13 protein-coding genes and 1 pseudogene are annotated in these 16,970 nt (G+C 39.9%); 12 read left to right on the top strand and 2 right to left on the bottom strand.

Translation table 11 applies throughout. The features are described 5' to 3' along the window. Nucleotides 1-104 precede the first annotated feature (104 nt). The 7 genes from AAEY57_RS13365 to rlmM all read left to right on the top strand — a co-directional run bounded on the left by AAEY57_RS13365 (nucleotide 105) and on the right by rlmM (nucleotide 6,207). Complete coding sequence (locus AAEY57_RS13365; protein WP_013465324.1) at nucleotides 105-932, top strand: tetratricopeptide repeat protein; 828 nt, start codon at nucleotides 105-107, stop codon at nucleotides 930-932. Nucleotides 933-953: 21 nt separating this feature from the next. Then, a complete protein-coding gene (locus tag AAEY57_RS13360; RefSeq protein WP_138765231.1) occupies nucleotides 954-2,207 on the top strand; it encodes a DUF819 family protein in 1,254 nt (417 codons plus the stop codon). A 9-nt stretch (nucleotides 2,208-2,216) separates the two neighbouring features. Then, nucleotides 2,217-3,071, top strand: coding sequence for a 3-deoxy-8-phosphooctulonate synthase (kdsA, locus tag AAEY57_RS13355; RefSeq protein WP_013465322.1), 855 nt, complete (start codon nucleotides 2,217-2,219; stop codon nucleotides 3,069-3,071). A gap of 119 nt (nucleotides 3,072-3,190) precedes the next feature. Next, nucleotides 3,191-4,087 carry a transcriptional regulator GcvA gene (locus tag AAEY57_RS13350; protein WP_008115185.1) on the top strand — a complete coding sequence of 299 codons (897 nt, stop codon included), beginning with the start codon at nucleotides 3,191-3,193 and terminating at the stop codon, nucleotides 4,085-4,087. Then, nucleotides 4,087-4,743, top strand: coding sequence for an alpha/beta family hydrolase (locus AAEY57_RS13345; RefSeq protein ID WP_138765232.1), 657 nt, complete (start codon nucleotides 4,087-4,089; stop codon nucleotides 4,741-4,743). Before AAEY57_RS13350 ends, AAEY57_RS13345 begins: the two co-directional genes overlap by 1 nt. Further along, nucleotides 4,736-5,104, top strand: a complete 369-nt coding sequence (locus tag AAEY57_RS13340; RefSeq protein ID WP_171048706.1) for a DUF423 domain-containing protein — start codon at nucleotides 4,736-4,738, stop codon at nucleotides 5,102-5,104. Before AAEY57_RS13345 ends, AAEY57_RS13340 begins: the two co-directional genes overlap by 8 nt. 17 nt (nucleotides 5,105-5,121) lie before the next feature. Further along, on the top strand, nucleotides 5,122-6,207 hold the full coding sequence (gene rlmM / locus AAEY57_RS13335; RefSeq protein ID WP_028834960.1) for a 23S rRNA (cytidine(2498)-2'-O)-methyltransferase RlmM: 1,086 nt from the start codon (nucleotides 5,122-5,124) through the stop codon (nucleotides 6,205-6,207). A gap of 46 nt (nucleotides 6,208-6,253) precedes the next feature. Here rlmM and cysZ read toward each other — a convergent pair whose 3' ends face one another. After that, complete coding sequence (gene cysZ / locus AAEY57_RS13330; protein WP_502935494.1) at nucleotides 6,254-6,964, bottom strand: sulfate transporter CysZ; 711 nt, start codon at nucleotides 6,962-6,964, stop codon at nucleotides 6,254-6,256. Nucleotides 6,965-7,287: 323 nt separating this feature from the next. Between cysZ and AAEY57_RS13325 the strand changes: the two genes are divergently transcribed. Both AAEY57_RS13325 and AAEY57_RS13320 read left to right on the top strand, forming a co-directional pair. Then, the gene (locus AAEY57_RS13325; protein ID WP_138765234.1) at nucleotides 7,288-9,534 is read left to right on the top strand and encodes a putative bifunctional diguanylate cyclase/phosphodiesterase; all 2,247 of its coding nucleotides are present in this window, start codon (nucleotides 7,288-7,290) and stop codon (nucleotides 9,532-9,534) included. Nucleotides 9,535-9,937: 403 nt separating this feature from the next. Further along, entirely contained in the window at nucleotides 9,938-11,497 is a 1,560-nt protein-coding gene (locus AAEY57_RS13320) for a BCCT family transporter (RefSeq protein ID WP_138765235.1), read from the top strand. A 179-nt stretch (nucleotides 11,498-11,676) separates the two neighbouring features. Here the strand turns inward: AAEY57_RS13320 and AAEY57_RS13310 are convergent. Next, nucleotides 11,677-13,201 (bottom strand): annotated as a pseudogene (locus tag AAEY57_RS13310) (methyl-accepting chemotaxis protein). 202 nt (nucleotides 13,202-13,403) lie between these two features. Between AAEY57_RS13310 and AAEY57_RS13305 the strand changes: the two are divergent. The 3 genes from AAEY57_RS13305 to speB all read left to right on the top strand — a co-directional run bounded on the left by AAEY57_RS13305 (nucleotide 13,404) and on the right by speB (nucleotide 16,846). Then, nucleotides 13,404-13,862 (top strand): GNAT family N-acetyltransferase, encoded by a 459-nt coding sequence (locus tag AAEY57_RS13305; protein ID WP_013465312.1) that lies wholly within the window; start codon nucleotides 13,404-13,406, stop codon nucleotides 13,860-13,862. A gap of 143 nt (nucleotides 13,863-14,005) precedes the next feature. Continuing rightward, nucleotides 14,006-15,919, top strand: coding sequence for a biosynthetic arginine decarboxylase (gene speA / locus AAEY57_RS13300; protein WP_138765236.1), 1,914 nt, complete (start codon nucleotides 14,006-14,008; stop codon nucleotides 15,917-15,919). 3 nt (nucleotides 15,920-15,922) lie between these two features. After that, the gene (gene speB / locus AAEY57_RS13295; protein ID WP_013465310.1) at nucleotides 15,923-16,846 is read left to right on the top strand and encodes an agmatinase; all 924 of its coding nucleotides are present in this window, start codon (nucleotides 15,923-15,925) and stop codon (nucleotides 16,844-16,846) included. Nucleotides 16,847-16,970 lie beyond the last annotated feature (124 nt).

Genomic DNA, 16,970 nt, shown 5'->3' with positions numbered 1-16,970 from the left:
ACCAAAGGTGTAAAGCTTACCTCTTCAATTCATTTCTGATTATTGGTATCTAGCTTTAAAATTAGGTAAACTACGTCCTCGTTTTCTAGAATGTTGTAGTATGAATGACCACCCTCGGGTTTGATGAACACGATGAATCTTATATAGAAGATGCTTACGATGATTTTTTGCCGCCGGCTATATATCGTTGTATCAAAGCGGAAGCTAAATGGGACCCTCAAATAGACTTAACACCAAGTCTTGAAATACTCACTGCGTTTGAGCAGCAAATAGAGTCTATTTGTCAGCAGATGCCGGACGAACACGATCGCCTAGATAAACTACTTGATAGCTTTTATAGTGAGTGGCTATTTAGTGCATCAAGCTTGAAAGTTCCTGAGTATAAGTTAAATAGCATCAGCTACACCTTGTCTATGCGCAGTGGCACACCGACAACCTTAGCTATTTTGTTATGCCACTTTTTACAGCATGCTAAACTCGATGCCAGTGTAAGCATAACTCAAGGCGAAGTGGGCATTCACGTCGCAATGAGTGATGAAGAGGGTTATCTTGTTGACCCTAGCAGTGGCCAACAAAGTTGGTACATCATTCCTGAAAATATTGATGAAGAAAATCCTCAAGAACAAGAGCCTTTAGAGCTTATTTTTGAAGACGAAGTGTATAAATTATTTTTAGCGCAGCAAAAATGGTCTTTCATTAGTGAAAATAAATTTGGTCATGCATTAACTTGCGTCGATTTATTAATGGAAATGTTAGGTGATGATCCCTATGAGCGACGCGACAGAGGTTATTTACTAAATCAGCTTGGCTGCCCTAAAATGGCACGAGATGATTTACAGTTTTTTGTTGATGAATGTCCTGATGATCCTGCTATTGAAATCATTCTACATCAAATTGAAGAACTTGAAGACAATCATAAAACTCACCACTAAGAATAAAAAATAGGAAATGCTATGGCTGATCCCCAAACTGCATTAATTACCAATGATGCCGTTGTACTTGGTTTATTGGCGATTATTTTAGGGTTTATTTTCAAAACCTCAAATAGTCAACGCCCAGGTCTTGTGGCATTTTATAAATATGTACCGGCATTATTGCTGTGTTATTTTTTACCATCGTTGTTAAATACCTTTGGTATTGTTGATGGCTCGCAATCGAGTGTGTATTACGTTGCCTCGCGGTATTTATTACCTGCGTGTTTAATTTTATTAACCATTAGCATTGATTTAAGAGCGATTATTAACCTAGGTCCTAAAGCATTAATTATGTTTTTAACCGGCACCGCAGGTATTGTGATTGGCGGCCCATTAGCTATTTTAATAATGAGTGCTGTTTATCCAGAAGCGGTAGGTGGACATGGCCCTGACGCTGTTTGGCGTGGTATGACAACCATTGCAGGTAGCTGGATTGGTGGCGGTGCAAACCAAGCATCTATGAAAGAAATGTTTGAAGTGGGCGGTGATATCTTCTCTGCTATGGTTACTGTTGATGTGATTGTGGCTAATCTATGGATGGCGGTATTATTATTAATGGCGGCTAACCATAAAGCGATTGATGCCAAAGCGGGGGCCGATACTACTGCGATTGAAGATTTAAAACAGCGTGTTGAAAAATACCATGCAGAGCATGCCCGTATGCCAACGCTGAATGATTACATGATGATTATTGCTATTGCCTTTGGTATTACTGGTTTAGCACATTTTTGTGCTGATATTTTAGGACCGTTCTTTGCCAATAATTATGCGTGGGCAAAAGAATACAGTTTAAATAGTAAGTTCTTTTGGCTTATTGTTATATCGACCACTATAGGCATTAGTTTATCGTTTACCAAAGTACGCCATATTGAGGCGTTTGGTTCATCGAAAGTGGCGTCAGCATTTTTATATATCTTAGTAGCATCGATTGGCCTGCATATGAATGTGATGGCGATTTTTGATTCACCAATGTATTTTGTGCTTGGTGCAATTTGGATGCTAACTCACGCCAGCTTAATGCTGATTGTTGCTAAACTAATTAAAGCGCCGTTATTTTACATGGCTGTTGGCTCTCAGGCCAATGTAGGTGGCGCGGCCTCGGCCCCTGTTGTGGCCGCTGCGTTCCATCCGTCACTGGCACCGGTCGGCGTTTTATTAGCAGTACTTGGCTATGGTGTAGGTACATATATGGCGTATATTTGTGGATTAATGATGCAAGCAGTTGCACCATAAGGAATTAAAATGAACAACCAAGTTATTAATATCAATGAAATAGAACTGGCAAATAATAAACCTTTTGTTTTATTTGGTGGCATGAATGTGCTTGAATCACGCGACTTAGCGATGCGTATTGCCGAGCATTATGTTGAAGTGACCACTAAATTAAATATTCCTTATGTATTCAAGGCGTCATTTGATAAAGCCAATCGCTCGTCCATCAATTCTTACCGTGGTCCAGGCATGGAAGAAGGCTTAAAGATATTTGAAGAGATTAAAAATACCTTTAATATTCCGCTTATCACCGATGTGCATGAACCTCATCAAGCAGCACCGGTTGCAGAGGTTGTTGATGTTATTCAGCTACCGGCGTTTTTGGCTCGTCAAACAGACTTGGTGGTTGCAATGGCTAAAACAGGCGCGATCATTAATGTGAAAAAGCCACAGTTTTTAGCCCCACATGAAATGCGTCATATCATTACTAAATTTAATGAAGCAGGCAATAATAATGTGGCCTTGTGTGAACGTGGTTCAAGCTTTGGCTATAACAACCTGGTGGTTGATATGCTAGGTATGGATGATATGAAAACCATGGCGCCCGTTATATTTGATGCAACTCATGCACTGCAGCGTCCTGGCGGTCGAGCAGACTCAGCCGATGGTCGTCGTGCTCAAGCTGCTGAACTTGCCCGTAGCGGTATGGCATTGGGTATTGCAGGCTTATTTATTGAAGCGCACCCCAATCCAAATGAAGCAAAATGTGATGGCCCCTGTGCATTAGCATTGAGCAAGTTAGAAGGGTACTTATCGCAAATGAAAGCGGTGGATGATTTAATCAAGAGCTTTGCCCCTCTTGATACCAGTGCTAGCGATTTATAAAGTTGATTAGCACTTTAAAAAGCGACTTAGGTCGCTTTTTTTATGGCTTGAATATACTCTTTCCTAGCATAGGTATATAATTCACCGCATAAGAAAAACTAATTCTAAGCTTGGTTGCCATGTCAAGACGAGTTCCTCCATTAAACGCGCTGAAAGCTTTTGAAGCTGCAGCACGTCATTTAAGCTTTACTAAAGCCGCAGAAGAGTTGTATGTCACGCAAGCTGCGGTGAGTCATCAAATAAAAACGCTTGAAGAGCATTTAGGCTTAAAGCTTTTTTTACGTAAAAACCGCTCGTTATTATTAACCGAAGAAGGCCAAGGTTACTTTTTAGATATTAAAGAGATTTTTACTCAGCTAATAGATGCAACTGAAAAGCTATTAGCTCGTGGTGCCAAAGGCTCGTTAACCGTAAGTTTAACCCCCAGTTTTGCGATTCAATGGCTCATTCCTCGATTGAGCTTATTTAACGAATTACACCCAGAAATTGATGTGCGAATTAAAGCCCAAGATCAGGATGAAAACTCGTTAACAGACGATGTTGATATCTCAATTTATTATGGTCGCGGTCATTGGAGTGGGGTGCAAGCCTATAAACTGCACACTGAGTATTTAGTACCTTTATGTAGCCCGTTACTGTTAAGTGGCCCCAGAGCGCTTAACCAACCCAGTGATTTGGCAAACCATACCTTGCTACATGACACCACCCGTAAAAACTGGAAAACCTGGATGAAAACTGCCGGTGTACGTAACGTACAAGTTAACCAAGGGCCTATATTTAGTCACTCTTCTATGGTGTTACAAGCTGCGGTACATGGCCAAGGTGTTGCAATTGGTAACAGCGTACTAGCAAAACCAGATATTGATGCAGGACGTTTAGTGATCCCGTTTAATCACAGTTTAGAGAGTAAGAATGCCTATTACTTAGTGATCCGTGAGTCACAAAATGAATTAGGCAAAATTGTATCGTTTAAAGACTGGATGTTAAGTTTAGTTGAGCAGGAGCAAGAATATTAATGAGCATCGAATGGGTTAGAAGTAGTCAGCAACCGGCAATCGCACAGTTTATATTTGCTCATGGCGCAGGGGCTGGCAGTGATTCTGAGTTTATGCAAATCATGGCTAAACAACTTAGTGAGTACAGTATTGACGTTGGCTTGTTTGATTTTGAATATATGCAAATTGCTAAACAAACTAACAAACGTCGCCCACCAGAGCGAGCGCCTAAACTACTTACTTATTTTGAACATATAATGACTCAAGCTGATGCAAATTTACCACTATTTATAGGGGGTAAATCAATGGGCGGGCGCATGGCGTCTATGCTTGCTTGCTCAACCTCGCATCCTGTTTTAGGTGTGCTTGCGTTTGGTTATCCGTTTCATCCTCCGGGCAAGCCAGAAAAACTGCGTACTGATCACTTTGCAGACATACCGTGTCCTTTTTTAGTATTACAGGGTGAACGGGATACCTTTGGTACCCGCGAAGAGCTTGCAACAATGGCAATGCCAAAACAGCCGCAGTATATATGGCTGACTGATGGGGATCATTCATTAAAACCGCGTAAAAAAAGTGGCGTGACTGAGCAACAAAACCTGAATGCTGCAGCTATGCAAGCAGCAAGCTTTATAAAGAATACGCTTGAAAATTTAAAAGAGGATAAACATGGTTAAACTATTTTTATTAGCAGGCAGCTTTTTTTGTATGCTTTCAGTGATACTGGGCGCATTTGCTGCTCATGGTCTGAAAAGTCGTTTATCAGAGTACTCCATTGGTATTTTTAAAACCGCCGCTGAGTATCAAATGGTACATGGGCTGGCGTTAATTGCAGTGGCTATTTTAATTAAGTGGGGTATGCACCTCAGCATGGCGGGTGGTTTTTTTATTGCCGGTACACTGTTATTTAGTGGCAGCTTATATTTGTTGGCCTTAACAGAGTTAAAATGGCTTGGCCCAATTACTCCCTTGGGTGGGCTGTGCTTTATTATTGGTTGGATAGTTATTTTAGTGCAAGTTGCACGATTTAAGTTTTAAAGAGTTTAAGGGTTAATATGTCTAGTGTTGTGATTTATTGTCGTAGTGGTTTTGAAAACGATGCCGCTGCTGAAATAACGTTTCACGCTGCCGAACAAGGATTTGCTGGGTATGTAAAAGCAAAACCAAATACCGGTTATGTTATTTATGAATGTTTTGAAGCGCAGCACAGCGACGAAATAATCAAAAAAGTTGATTTTAAAAATATGGTGTTTGCACGCCAATGGTTTGCCGGTAACCTAATTGAAAATATGCCCGTAGAAGATAGAGTAGGCGCTATTGTAGATGCCGCAAAAGATTTTACTTTGTGTTCTGAGCTTCGTGTCGAAACACCCGATACCAACGAGGGCAAAGAGTTACTGACTTTTTGTAAAAAAATATCGACCCCGCTTAAAAAAGCCCTCGAGAAACAAAACACTGTATTGCGTGAGCCAAAAGCAAATCGCCCAGTAATGCATGTGCTGTTTTTAGCTAATAATACTGCGTATGTGGGTTACTCATATAGTTATAACAACTCTCCTTTTTTTATGGGGATCTTACGTTTACGTATGCCAAGCGATGGCCCAAGTCGTTCAACGCTTAAGTTAGATGAAGCGTTTAATGTGTTTATTCCTGAGCAACAGCGTGAGTCACGCGTACAAGCTGGGATGCGCAGCGTTGATTTAGGTGCATGCCCAGGTGGCTGGACTTATCAGTTAGTTCGCCGTGGTATGTTTGTTAGCGCGATAGATAACGGCCCAATGAACGAAAGTTTAATGGAAACGGGTCAGGTAAAGCATTTTAGAGAAGATGGTTTTAAATACCGTCCAGAAAAAAGAAACATCACTTGGTTGGTTTGCGATATGGTAGAAAAGCCGACTAAAGTGACTAACTTGATGATTGACTGGGCAGTAAATGCTTATGCAAAAGAGCTTATTTTTAATCTGAAATTACCGATGAAAAAACGCTTTGATAGTGTGTATGAATGTTTAAAAATGATCAGAGAAGAAATGGCGAAGTACGGCATAAGCTATGAACTTCAAGCTAAGCATTTATACCATGATCGTGAAGAAATAACGGTGCACTTAAATGTCACTAAAGTGCCACAGAGTTTATATAGTTAATCTATTAGTGAGTATAAAAAATGGGCCAAGTGGCCCATTTTTTATTTTAACTACGGTATTGTGGTCGGTAATTTTCCACCCATAATCGTGTGGCACCACATACCGCCACAGGCATAACAATTAAATTTACAAATGGGATAGCGGTTAGCAGCATCACGGCAAAGCCAAACCCATAAGATAACCCTTGTTTGCTTTTTAAGTCATTTTTCATTTGTGTAAAGCTAATTTTGTGATTATCAAAAGCATAATCTTTATATTGCACCGCATACATCCAGCAGGTAAAAAGCACCCATAGCACTTGGCCTATTACAGGTAGTACCCACAATAAAATAAAAAAGCCGATAGCGCGTGGGAGGTAGTAGCAAAGCTTAGTCCATTCTCGGCCCAGCATTCGCGGAACATCTTTAACTAAATCAGCTAATCCGTCGTCGTTAATTTTTTGACCAGTTAAGTAAAGCTCTACCTTTTCACTTAGTAAGCCATTAAAAGGTGCGGCGATAAAGTTAGTAATAACGGTAAATAACATACTGTAACTAAACAGCACCACCAGCACAGCAATTGGCCACATTAACCATTCGAGCCAACTTAGCCATTCTGGGAGAATGGCGTTTACGGCATTAAAGCCATCACTCAGCCAGCCAAATAAAAAGAATAAGGAGCTACCAAATAATAAAATATTAATAAGTAGGGGTATAAGTACAAAGCGTTTTAGCCCTTTTTGACTAATTAACTTAAACCCTGAAAAAAAATATTCCATACCTTGTGTTATTTGCACACTAACCTCATCGATTATTACTATTTTAGCTATTATAAATAGCTTGATGATTTTAAACAGTACTTTTAAGTAACAAAGTATTTAATAAAGGGTATTTACAGATGGTATGTAAATAAATTATTTGTTGATAAGTATATTTCAAATCGCCACCTTGTATTGAATGGCAAACGCTCGTGAAATAGACGAAAATAGCATAGATGCTGATTTCAATATTATGTATAGTCAAAAGACTATAATAAATTATTATAAACAGGCCCTAAAATAGAGCGACGCATTTAGCGTTAGTGATTGTTGAGGAATATAATTTGATTGAAATAATGAGAGTCAGAAAGCTGCTTTCTCAGCAACAAAGTATATTATCGAAAATAGCACTCGGTGCGCCACTTGATGAGGTACTGGAAAATATTTGTTTATCTATTGAGGAGCTTATTGAAGACTCCTCTGCAAAGTGCTCTATATTAACGCTCAAAGGAGAGCAGCTATTTCATAGCGCGGCACCTAATATTGCACAGGGTTACTGCCAAGCAATTAATGGTGTGAAAATAGGGCCAACTGTCGGTTCATGCGGTACTGCAGCCTATGAAAAAAAACGCATTATAGCCGCAGATATTTCAACATCGCCATTATGGGATGATTATAGAGCATTGGCGTTAAGTTATGGTTTAAGGTCATGTTGGTCTACCCCCATTATTTCAACAAAATCAGACATATTAGGCACTTTTGCAATTTATCATGACAGCGCAAAGTCACCGACACCACAAGATTTAGAATTAATAGATTTTTTTGTTGATTTCACCAGTATTGCTCTTGAAAAGCACACCGAGTCACTAAGATTAAACGCGTTGCTTTTTGAATTACAGCAAAGTAATGAAAAGTTTAAAGCCTTTACAAAAGTGCTTCCTGATCTAACCCTCATTTTGAGTGAAGAGGGGGAGTATACCAATGTTTACGGCACAGCTAATGAAAGTTTATATTTAAGCCAAGAGCACGTTATTAATCAAAATGTCAGAGATATTATGCCTCCTGAAGATGCAAATCCTATTCTGGCGGTGATTGACAAAACGTTGCAAACTAATGAAGTTCAAGTGTTTGAATATCAGCTCAATATAAAAGGTAAGCAGCTTACATTTGAAGGGCGAACAGCTCCCCTTGAAAGTTACCAGCCTAATAACCCGTCACTGAGACATGTGGTGTGGATGGCCAGAGATATCTCTAATCGCAAAGCTGCCGAAGAAGAAGTACAACGGTTAGCATTTTTCGATCCGCTCACTAACCTTCCTAATCGCAGAATGCTCAATGATAGGCTCAGTATGTATGTGGAGCGAATTAAGCAGTCTGATCATTCTGGCGCACTCTTATTTTTAGATTTAGATAATTTTAAACGCATAAATGACTCACTAGGTCATAATGCAGGCGATGAAATACTGGTTGAGTTATCACAACGATTAACAGCTATTTTGAACCCGGCAGATACCCTCGCACGAGTCGGTGGTGATGAATTTATTATTCTTATCGAGCATGTCGGTGATAGCCACATGCAAGCTAATAGTGAATCTGAGTTGATTGCTAAAAAAGTACAAAGTGTCTTTTATGAAAAATTTGAAGTGGGCGATTTAGCGTTTCAGGTCAGTTGTAGTATTGGTATTTGTTTGATTAACACGAGCAATGCCATAACCGCTAATATTTTAAAATTTGCAGATACCGCTATGTATCGCTCTAAAATGAAAGGCGGTAATAGTAGTAGCTTTTACGACCCCGCACTGCAAACCTTACTGGAAAATCAAACTGAGCTTGAAACTGACATTGTTAGGGCTATCGCGTGCGATGAGTTTTGTGCTTATTTTCAGCCACAATTAGCAATTGATGGAACCCTTGTGGGTGCTGAGGCATTAATAAGGTGGAATCATCCAACCAAAGGACTTATCCCTCCTAATGCATTTATTCCAATTGCCGAGCAATTTGGCTTAATTCAAAAGTTACAAAATATTGTATTAAGAGATATTTGTATTTTACTTGAAACACTTCGAGATAATAACTTACTCTATGACAGTTTTAGCGTATCAATTAACATTAGCCAGTGTCAGTTTAATTCTTCCACTTTAAAAGGTGAGCTATTTAAAGCAATTGAAGCGTTTGACGTCTCGCCAACTCGAATTAAATTAGAGATCACTGAATCAATGTTAGCGGGTGACTTGATGGGGACCGTAAAGCAAATGGAAGAATTAAAATCGCAGGGATTTGTGTTTTCAATTGATGACTTTGGTACGGGCTACTCGTGTTTAAAACATTTAAGCGTGTTTCCTATTGATGAGTTAAAAATTGATAAAAGCTTTGTTGATAAAGTGCTCAATAGCGCATCGGGTCAAAGTATTGTGCAATCTATTATTGGCTTAGGTCATAGCTTAAATATTAACATTGTGGCCGAAGGGGTCGAAAGTGCTGAGCAACTAACAATATTAAAGTCGATGGGCGTGAATGCAGTGCAAGGTTATTTATTTGCAAAACCATTAACCCACAGCAACTATTTAACATGGCATAAACAGCATCAATAACCCTGTATTTATCACTAACAGAGCGACAGGTTTAGTTGCCCTAATCGATAAGCCGCGTTGTTTGCGTACCCACTGCGCAGCAACGTTTAATAACGTACCGCGCTTTTGCTAAAGCAAAAATGTATATTTTTTGTTTGTTTGATACCGTGATGTAATTTATCTTTTATTATTGTGTAACTACTACACAAATCATTCCTGAGGCATTGGTTTAGCGTTTTTAACGCGTTAAACTAGTCAGGAATTGGCAATAAGTCTACTTGTTGTGACATTACCTAAACGTGAACATGACAAGTACTTAAAACTCGCTTTTGAGTTGCTTTGTCGTTTGTTGAAACTAGGGTTTAGTGTGATGTCATGGTGTGTCGCTATGTCGGTAACTTTAAAGAACCATTAGGAGCGATAAATGAATACCACTAAAGCAACTTTAAAGTCGGGTGAAACACATTCTTCCCGAGTTAAGTTTCTGAATGGGGTTGATATACCCGTATTTTTAATCAGTGGCGGTATATTAGTTTTATTTGCCGCGCTGGCCCTTTACGACATTAAACTGATGTCTGATTGGATAAATACGGCCTTTGCCTTCTCAACCAAAATATTTGGCGCCTTTTGGCAAATCCTACTTTTATTAACCTTTGTGATTGGCATTTTCTTAGCTATCGGCCGCACTGGCTCAGTGGTACTGGGTGGCTTAAAAACCCCTGAAATTTCTACCTTTAAGTGGATAAGTATTATTATGTGTACTTTGCTTGCTGGTGGCGGCGTATTTTGGGCCGCAGCAGAGCCAATGGCACATTTTATTTCTCCGCCACCGCTATTTGGTGGTGAAACAGGCACTAACGATGCCGCCTATAACGCCCTTGCACAAAGCTTTATGCACTGGGGTTTTTTAGCCTGGGCTATTTTAGGCAGTTTGACCGGCATTGTTTATATGCATCTCCATTACGAAAAAGGCTTACCACTTAAACCACGTACTTTGCTTTACCCGGTATTTGGCGATCGTGTTATGAAAGGGTCGCTTGGTACAATTGTTGATGCATGTTGTGTACTCGCTGTGGTTGCTGGCACTGTGGGTCCAATTGGTTTTTTAGGCTTACAGGTGAGTTTTGGCCTAGATAAATTGTTTGGCATTCCTGACACATACACCACACAAGTGGTTATTTTATTTAGTTTAATTGGTATTTATACACTTTCAGCGGTAAGTGGCGTTACTAAAGGTATTCAGCTGTTAAGTCGTTTTAATATTGTTTTGGCTGTAGTGCTGATGTTGTTTATATTACTGATGGGGCCCACTGCGTTTATTATTGATAGCTACATTCACTCCTTCGGTTTGTACTTAGATAACTTTATTCCTATGGCTACGTTTCGTGCCGATAAACCATGGTTAGACTGGTGGACTGTGTTCTTTTGGGGCTGGTTTTTAGGTTATGGCCCTTTAATGGCGATGTTTGTTGCGCGTATATCGCGTGGCCGAACTATCCGTGAAATGATTTTACTCATCTCTGTGGTTGCCCCTGTGATCACCTGCTTTTGGTTTACCATTGTGGGTGGCTCAGGCATATTTTTTGAGTTAAATAATCCAGGTGTTATATCAGAACCTTTCGCAGGGCTTAATTTACCAGCGGCATTGTTAGCCATTACTGAGCAGTTACCCATGGGGTTTGTTGTGTCTGTATTATTTTTAGTACTGACCACTATTTTTGTGGCAACAACCGGTGACTCAATGACGTACTCGGTATCTATGGTGATGACCGGTACCGATCATCCGCAAATATCAATTCGTGTGTTTTGGGGGATTATGATGGGGGCAGTGGCTGCATTACTCATCTCAATTGGCGAGGGCGGAATCTCAGCCTTACAGTCCTTTATTGTGGTGACCGCGGTGCCAGTTTCTTTTGTGTTACTTCCGTCACTGTGGACAGCACCACAAATAGTTAAAAAAATGGCAGATGAGCAAGGGCTCTAATAGCACATAAAAAAGGCGCTCGTTAGCGCCTTTTTCTATTTTATACATCACTTAAATTTTAACAAAAAACAGCCACATTTCTTCAGGCCACACAGACTCTACCGCATTAAAATAATTTACTAAAGAACAGTTTAATTTGTTGATTGAGCAAGTTTGTTAAGTTTTCTCAAACTATTTAATTATTTTAAAAATGAGGCCAGCTCGTCAACGTGCGTTTGAGTTTCATTTATTAAAAGTCCAATTTGTGCCGCTGCTTCGTTTGACGTTTTGGCAAGGTTACGTACTTCGTCAGCAACCACGGCAAAACCTCGTCCAGCTTCACCGGCTCTCGCAGCTTCAATGGCCGCATTAAGAGCAAGTAAATTAGTTTGATCTGCCACGGCATTGATGGTGGTGACCGTAGTTTGAATTTTCCCTAATACGGTTGACATTGATTGATGCGTTCCAGTAACCAATTTGTTTCTAGAAGAGACATTACTACCAAATACAACGTATTTAGAAACCTTACCGTTTAAATCGGTAATAGAAGAAATAATGCAATCTAGCGTTACGTCTTCATTTTGATGCGTCAATGACATCATTACTTCAGTCGGCTTGCCTTGGTTGAGTATTTGAATACGTGAAGCATCTAAATGATCCCTTAAATTACCAAACACACTCGCTATGTTTGAGCCCTCAGATATGTTTAATTGCTTTTTGGTTTATTTGTTCAAGTACTTGGCGCTTAATTTCGCGAATATCTGAACTGACGCCCACAAACCCTGTGTGCTGGCCATTATCATCAAATGTTGGGTTTACCGACAGAACAATCCAATATGGCACACCATTTTTATCAAAATTTAGTATTTCTTCATAAAATGGTTGTTTGTTTTTAAGGTTTTTTGAAATCCGCTTAACGGTTTCTTTGTCTGTTTGTTCTCCCTGCAAGAAATTGCCTGGTTTTTTGCCTTTTACTTCTGCAAGTGTATAACCTGAAAGTACTTCAAAGCCAGGGTTAACATATTCTACTAAGCCATCTTTATTGGTAATAAGTACACTAGTACTGGTATTGCTGACCACTTTAGATAACAGTTCAAATTGCTTATAGTCTTCAACTTGTGATTGTTTTGATAATACAAATGCAGACAACAAGGTATTATTGAAGTTAAAAGTAGTGTGGGCAACATTATAATAAATATTGTCTTTTACAGATAAACACAGTGAACCGTGTTCGCTATTTAAAGCATCTTGTAAAACGTTTAGCAATTTAGTGTTTTCTTTGGGCAGTAGTGCAGCGTCGGCACTGTTCGACGTATCTAAATTATTCGCAACAAGCTTTGAGTTATCATCGAAGACTGCATAGATACCTTCACCTAAACTCAGAAGTGTTTGCCAAGCTTGCTCATCTAACACTCTCACAGGCTCAGGTTTAAATACATGAAGCGAGCATGTATCAAGCTCTTTTAATGTAAGCGGGCTAATGTGTTGGGTTAAAAACAAGTTATTTCCACAAGCAATGGTTTTGCTTGTTGGATTATAACGTTTATTTAAATAAGTTAATGTATTAGTGTCATTAGTTTGGTTAAGTGTCTTACTTAGCGATGTAAACTCATCATTCACTGCAATAACAGTGTTGTCGTTGTTAACGATAATCGCAGCTGCTTCGTGTGTACTAACTAGCTGTTTTGCAAACGCCTGTTTTCTTTTTTTTGGGCTAAACCACATTATTTATTCCTAATTTACACTCTAATTGATTGCATTATGCGCCCGTCATAGTATATCTAGGTCAAACTATTGTTTTTTATTTTGCAATAATAATTTTGTGTCGGTATTTTTTAAAAGTAATGACATAAAACATAGTTATTGTTCATTTGTTACAATGCGTTATAGTTTGCTAACAAATAAGAAAATAAATTAGAGATAACCTATGCAGTTAATAGATTTAACCCCTGATGATCCCGATGTGATTAATGTTTTTTCTGATATCGACAGACTTATTAATTCTTTATATCCAGTAGCGACAGCACAGTCATTGTCTGTTAGTCAATTGGGCCAACCCAATGTCTATGCAATAGGCTTGAAAAATGAAGAGGGGATTATTGCTTGTGGGGCGATTGTTATGCAGTTTGATACCCAGCCCTATGGTGAGATACGCCGTTTATATGTCAAACCTAGTTATCGCGGAAAAGGCTTATCGCGCCGTATTATGCAAATATTATTACACCATGCTGGCGAAGAAGAAATCCCAATCATAAAGCTAGAAACAGGGCCAAAGCAAAGACAATCAATCCATCTTTACGAGAATTTAGGGTTTGTACAATGTGCCCCTTTTGGTGAATACACAGAAAACCCGAACAGCCTATTTATGGAGCTTGCGCTCAGCTAATAATACGCTATTTACTGTTTTTCTTTATCAATTTTAATCCTCACTCGTTACGAGTAGAAATACTTGTTGGACATGAATCGCTATTTTTCTTTTAATGCGCGCAACTAGCCGGTTTGGCATTCATAAATAAAAGAGAAAGATAAATGAAAGAGACAACATCACTTGAACAAGCTCGTACGAGCTACAATGTTCGTCATTGGAGCCAAGGTTTTTTTGGTATTAATGATCAAGGTGATGTGTATGTTGCGCCCAAGGCTGATGCCCCACGGCAAACCATTGCATTAACAGACATTGCTAAGCAACTTGAAGAAAAAGGCTTAAGTTTGCCGGCGTTAGTTCGCTTTCCACAAATTTTACACCATCGCGTGCATAGCTTATGTGGTGCATTTAATACTGCTATAGAAAGCTATGGTTACCCAAAAGACTATTTATTAGTTTACCCAATTAAAGTTAACCAACAACGCGAAGTAGTTGAAGAAATTGTTGCCAGCCAAGCACAAGTAGAAAAAAAACAGCTGGGTTTAGAAGCAGGCAGCAAGCCAGAGTTATTAACCGTATTAGCGCTGGCTGAAAAAACCAGTGCGGTGATTGTGTGTAATGGCTACAAAGATAAAGAATATGTGCGTTTAGCGTTGATTGGCGAAAAGCTGGGCCATAAAGTGTATATCGTACTTGAGAAACTGTCTGAGCTGGATATGGTACTTAGCCAAGCTAAAGAATTAAATGTAAAACCACGCATTGGTATTCGTGTGCGTTTAGCATCGCAAGGCAAAGGTAAGTGGCAAGCCAGTGGCGGAGAAAAATCTAAGTTTGGTTTATCTGCTTCTCAAGTGCTGTATGTAGTAAACCGTTTAAAAGAAACAGATCAGCTAGATTTAGTCCAACTGGTGCATTTTCACTTAGGTTCGCAAATGGCCAACATTCGTGATGTGCGCTTAGGTGTAAGCGAGGCTGCGCGTTTTTATTGTGAATTACGTAAGTTGGGTGCACACATAGAGTGTCTTGATGTAGGCGGCGGTTTAGCGGTTGATTACGACGGCACGCGCAGTCAATCACACAACTCAATGAATTACAGTTTAGCTGAATACGCAAATAATATTGTGTACACCATCGGTGATATTTGTAAGCAGTATGAACAGCCTTTCCCTACCATTATTTCAGAGTCGGGAAGAGCATTAACGGCGCATCATGCAGTGCTTATTTCCAATGTAATTGGCACCGAAACGTATACACCAGAAGAAATAGAAGCACCAGCTGATGATGCGCCGCAGCTACTTAAAAACATGTGGACGTCATGGCAACAACTGCATGTGCTTACTGATGACCGTGCATTAATTGAAATTTTTCACGACAGCCAAGGTGATTTAGCCGAAGCGCATAGTCAGTTTGCGATGGGATTATTAGATTTAACCCAGCGTGCATGGGCAGAGCAAATAAACTTACGCGTTTGTTATGAACTCAATAAATTAATGGATAACAAAAACCGTTTTCATCGACCGATTATAGATGACCTTAATGCGCGTTTAGCGGACAAGTTTTTTGTAAATTTCTCATTGTTCCAGTCATTGCCTGACGCGTGGGGAATTGATCAAGTGTTTCCAGTATTGCCATTAAGTGGTTTAACCGAAGCACCGCAAAAGCGTGCGGTGTTATTGGATATTACTTGTGACTCAGATGGCGCTTTAGAGCATTATGTAGATGGCCAAGGTATTGAAAGTACGTTACCAGTACCTGAATACTCAGCCGATAAACCCTATTTAATGGGATTTTTCTTAGTAGGTGCCTATCAAGAGATTCTAGGCGATATGCATAACTTATTTGGTGATACGCACAGTGCTATTGTCAATATGGATGAGCAAGGTGTTGCCAGCATTACAGAAATTAACCACGGTGATACTGTTGCTGACATGATGCGTTATGTACATTTAGATGTTGAAGGTTTTCAGCAGTCTTATGCGCAGTTAGTCAGCGCAAAAATTGCAGTAGATGAACAGCAAAGCGTCCTCGACGAATTGCAAAGCGGCCTTGACGGCTACACTTATTTAGAAGAGTTATAAGCAATGTCTAGCTTGTTTGGTCATGTTGACCACTCATTATACTCAAATGGGATGACGTTTTTACGTCGTCCTATGGTACAAAACATTAACGCCATAGACGCCGATGTAGTAGTACTAGGCTTACCGTTTGATTTAGCAACCTCTGGGCGCCCTGGTGCCCGCTTGGGGCCAGATGCAATTCGCAGAGCGTCGGTGCATTTAGCATGGGAAGATACTAAATATCCGTGGACGTTTCCTTTGTTTGAACGGCTAAAAGTAGCGGATGCTGGCGATTTCACCTATCCGGTAGGCGATCCTGAGTATTTTACTGCCCAGCTAGAAATGGCGGCAGAGCAAATACTTCGCCAGGGTAAAACATTATTAGGCTTAGGTGGCGATCACTTTGTTACGCTACCGCTGTTGCGCGCGCATGCAAAAATTCATGGCAAAATGGCGTTAGTGCATTTCGATGCGCACACCGACACCTACAGTAATGGGTCGCGTTTTGATCACGGTACTATGTTTTATCATGCGCCAATGGAAGGGTTGATTGATGTTAATCACAGTATTCAGCTCGGTATTCGTACCGATTTTGATCAAAGCAAGCATGAGTTTGCAGTGATTGATGCTATGCAGGCCAATGATCTTCATGCGAATGATATTGCAGCGCAGATTATTGAGCGAGTGGGCGATTTACCGGTTTACTTAACCTTTGATATAGATTGTTTAGACCCTGCCTTTGCGCCAGGTACAGGTACACCAGTATGTGGTGGTTTAACTTCTGATAAAGTGCTGAAAATTTTACGTGCACTCAAAGGCATTAATATGGTGGGTATGGATGTAGTTGAAGTATCGCCTTCTTATGACCAAAGTGAGCTTACCGCGATTGCCGCAGCAACGATTGCCAGTGAATTACTGCATTTGTGGGCACTTAAGCATAAATATTAATATGTTTTAATGTAGCTCAAAAAAGCGCCAATTTGGCGCTTTTTTTGTTTTCAGCCCCTAAACCACCTACTTCAGTAGGTGGTTATCATCAAATGGCTTTGCCTGTAAAAAGTACTCATGTTAA

This window comes from Pseudoalteromonas sp. MER144-MNA-CIBAN-0113, from assembly GCF_040308965.1.
GTDB classification, from domain to species: domain Bacteria; phylum Pseudomonadota; class Gammaproteobacteria; order Enterobacterales; family Alteromonadaceae; genus Pseudoalteromonas; species Pseudoalteromonas tetraodonis.
Note: the sequence above shows the minus strand (reverse complement) of the source record. Positions and strands in the feature narration are given on the sequence as shown.

Bases quoted from the DNA above. Each gene is read 5' to 3' on its own strand.
- AAEY57_RS13365 (WP_013465324.1), top strand. From the start codon at position 105: ATGACCACCCTCGGGTTTGATGAACACGATGAATCTTATATAGAAGAT.
- AAEY57_RS13360 (WP_138765231.1), top strand. From the start codon at position 954: ATGGCTGATCCCCAAACTGCATTAATTACCAATGATGCCGTTGTACTT.
- kdsA (WP_013465322.1), top strand. From the start codon at position 2,217: ATGAACAACCAAGTTATTAATATCAATGAAATAGAACTGGCAAATAAT.
- AAEY57_RS13350 (WP_008115185.1), top strand. From the start codon at position 3,191: ATGTCAAGACGAGTTCCTCCATTAAACGCGCTGAAAGCTTTTGAAGCT.
- AAEY57_RS13345 (WP_138765232.1), top strand. From the start codon at position 4,087: ATGAGCATCGAATGGGTTAGAAGTAGTCAGCAACCGGCAATCGCACAG.
- AAEY57_RS13340 (WP_171048706.1), top strand. From the start codon at position 4,736: ATGGTTAAACTATTTTTATTAGCAGGCAGCTTTTTTTGTATGCTTTCA.
- rlmM (WP_028834960.1), top strand. From the start codon at position 5,122: ATGTCTAGTGTTGTGATTTATTGTCGTAGTGGTTTTGAAAACGATGCC.
- cysZ (WP_502935494.1), bottom strand. From the start codon at position 6,964: ATGGAATATTTTTTTTCAGGGTTTAAGTTAATTAGTCAAAAAGGGCTA.
- AAEY57_RS13320 (WP_138765235.1), top strand. From the start codon at position 9,938: ATGAATACCACTAAAGCAACTTTAAAGTCGGGTGAAACACATTCTTCC.
- AAEY57_RS13305 (WP_013465312.1), top strand. From the start codon at position 13,404: ATGCAGTTAATAGATTTAACCCCTGATGATCCCGATGTGATTAATGTT.
- speA (WP_138765236.1), top strand. From the start codon at position 14,006: ATGAAAGAGACAACATCACTTGAACAAGCTCGTACGAGCTACAATGTT.
- speB (WP_013465310.1), top strand. From the start codon at position 15,923: ATGTCTAGCTTGTTTGGTCATGTTGACCACTCATTATACTCAAATGGG.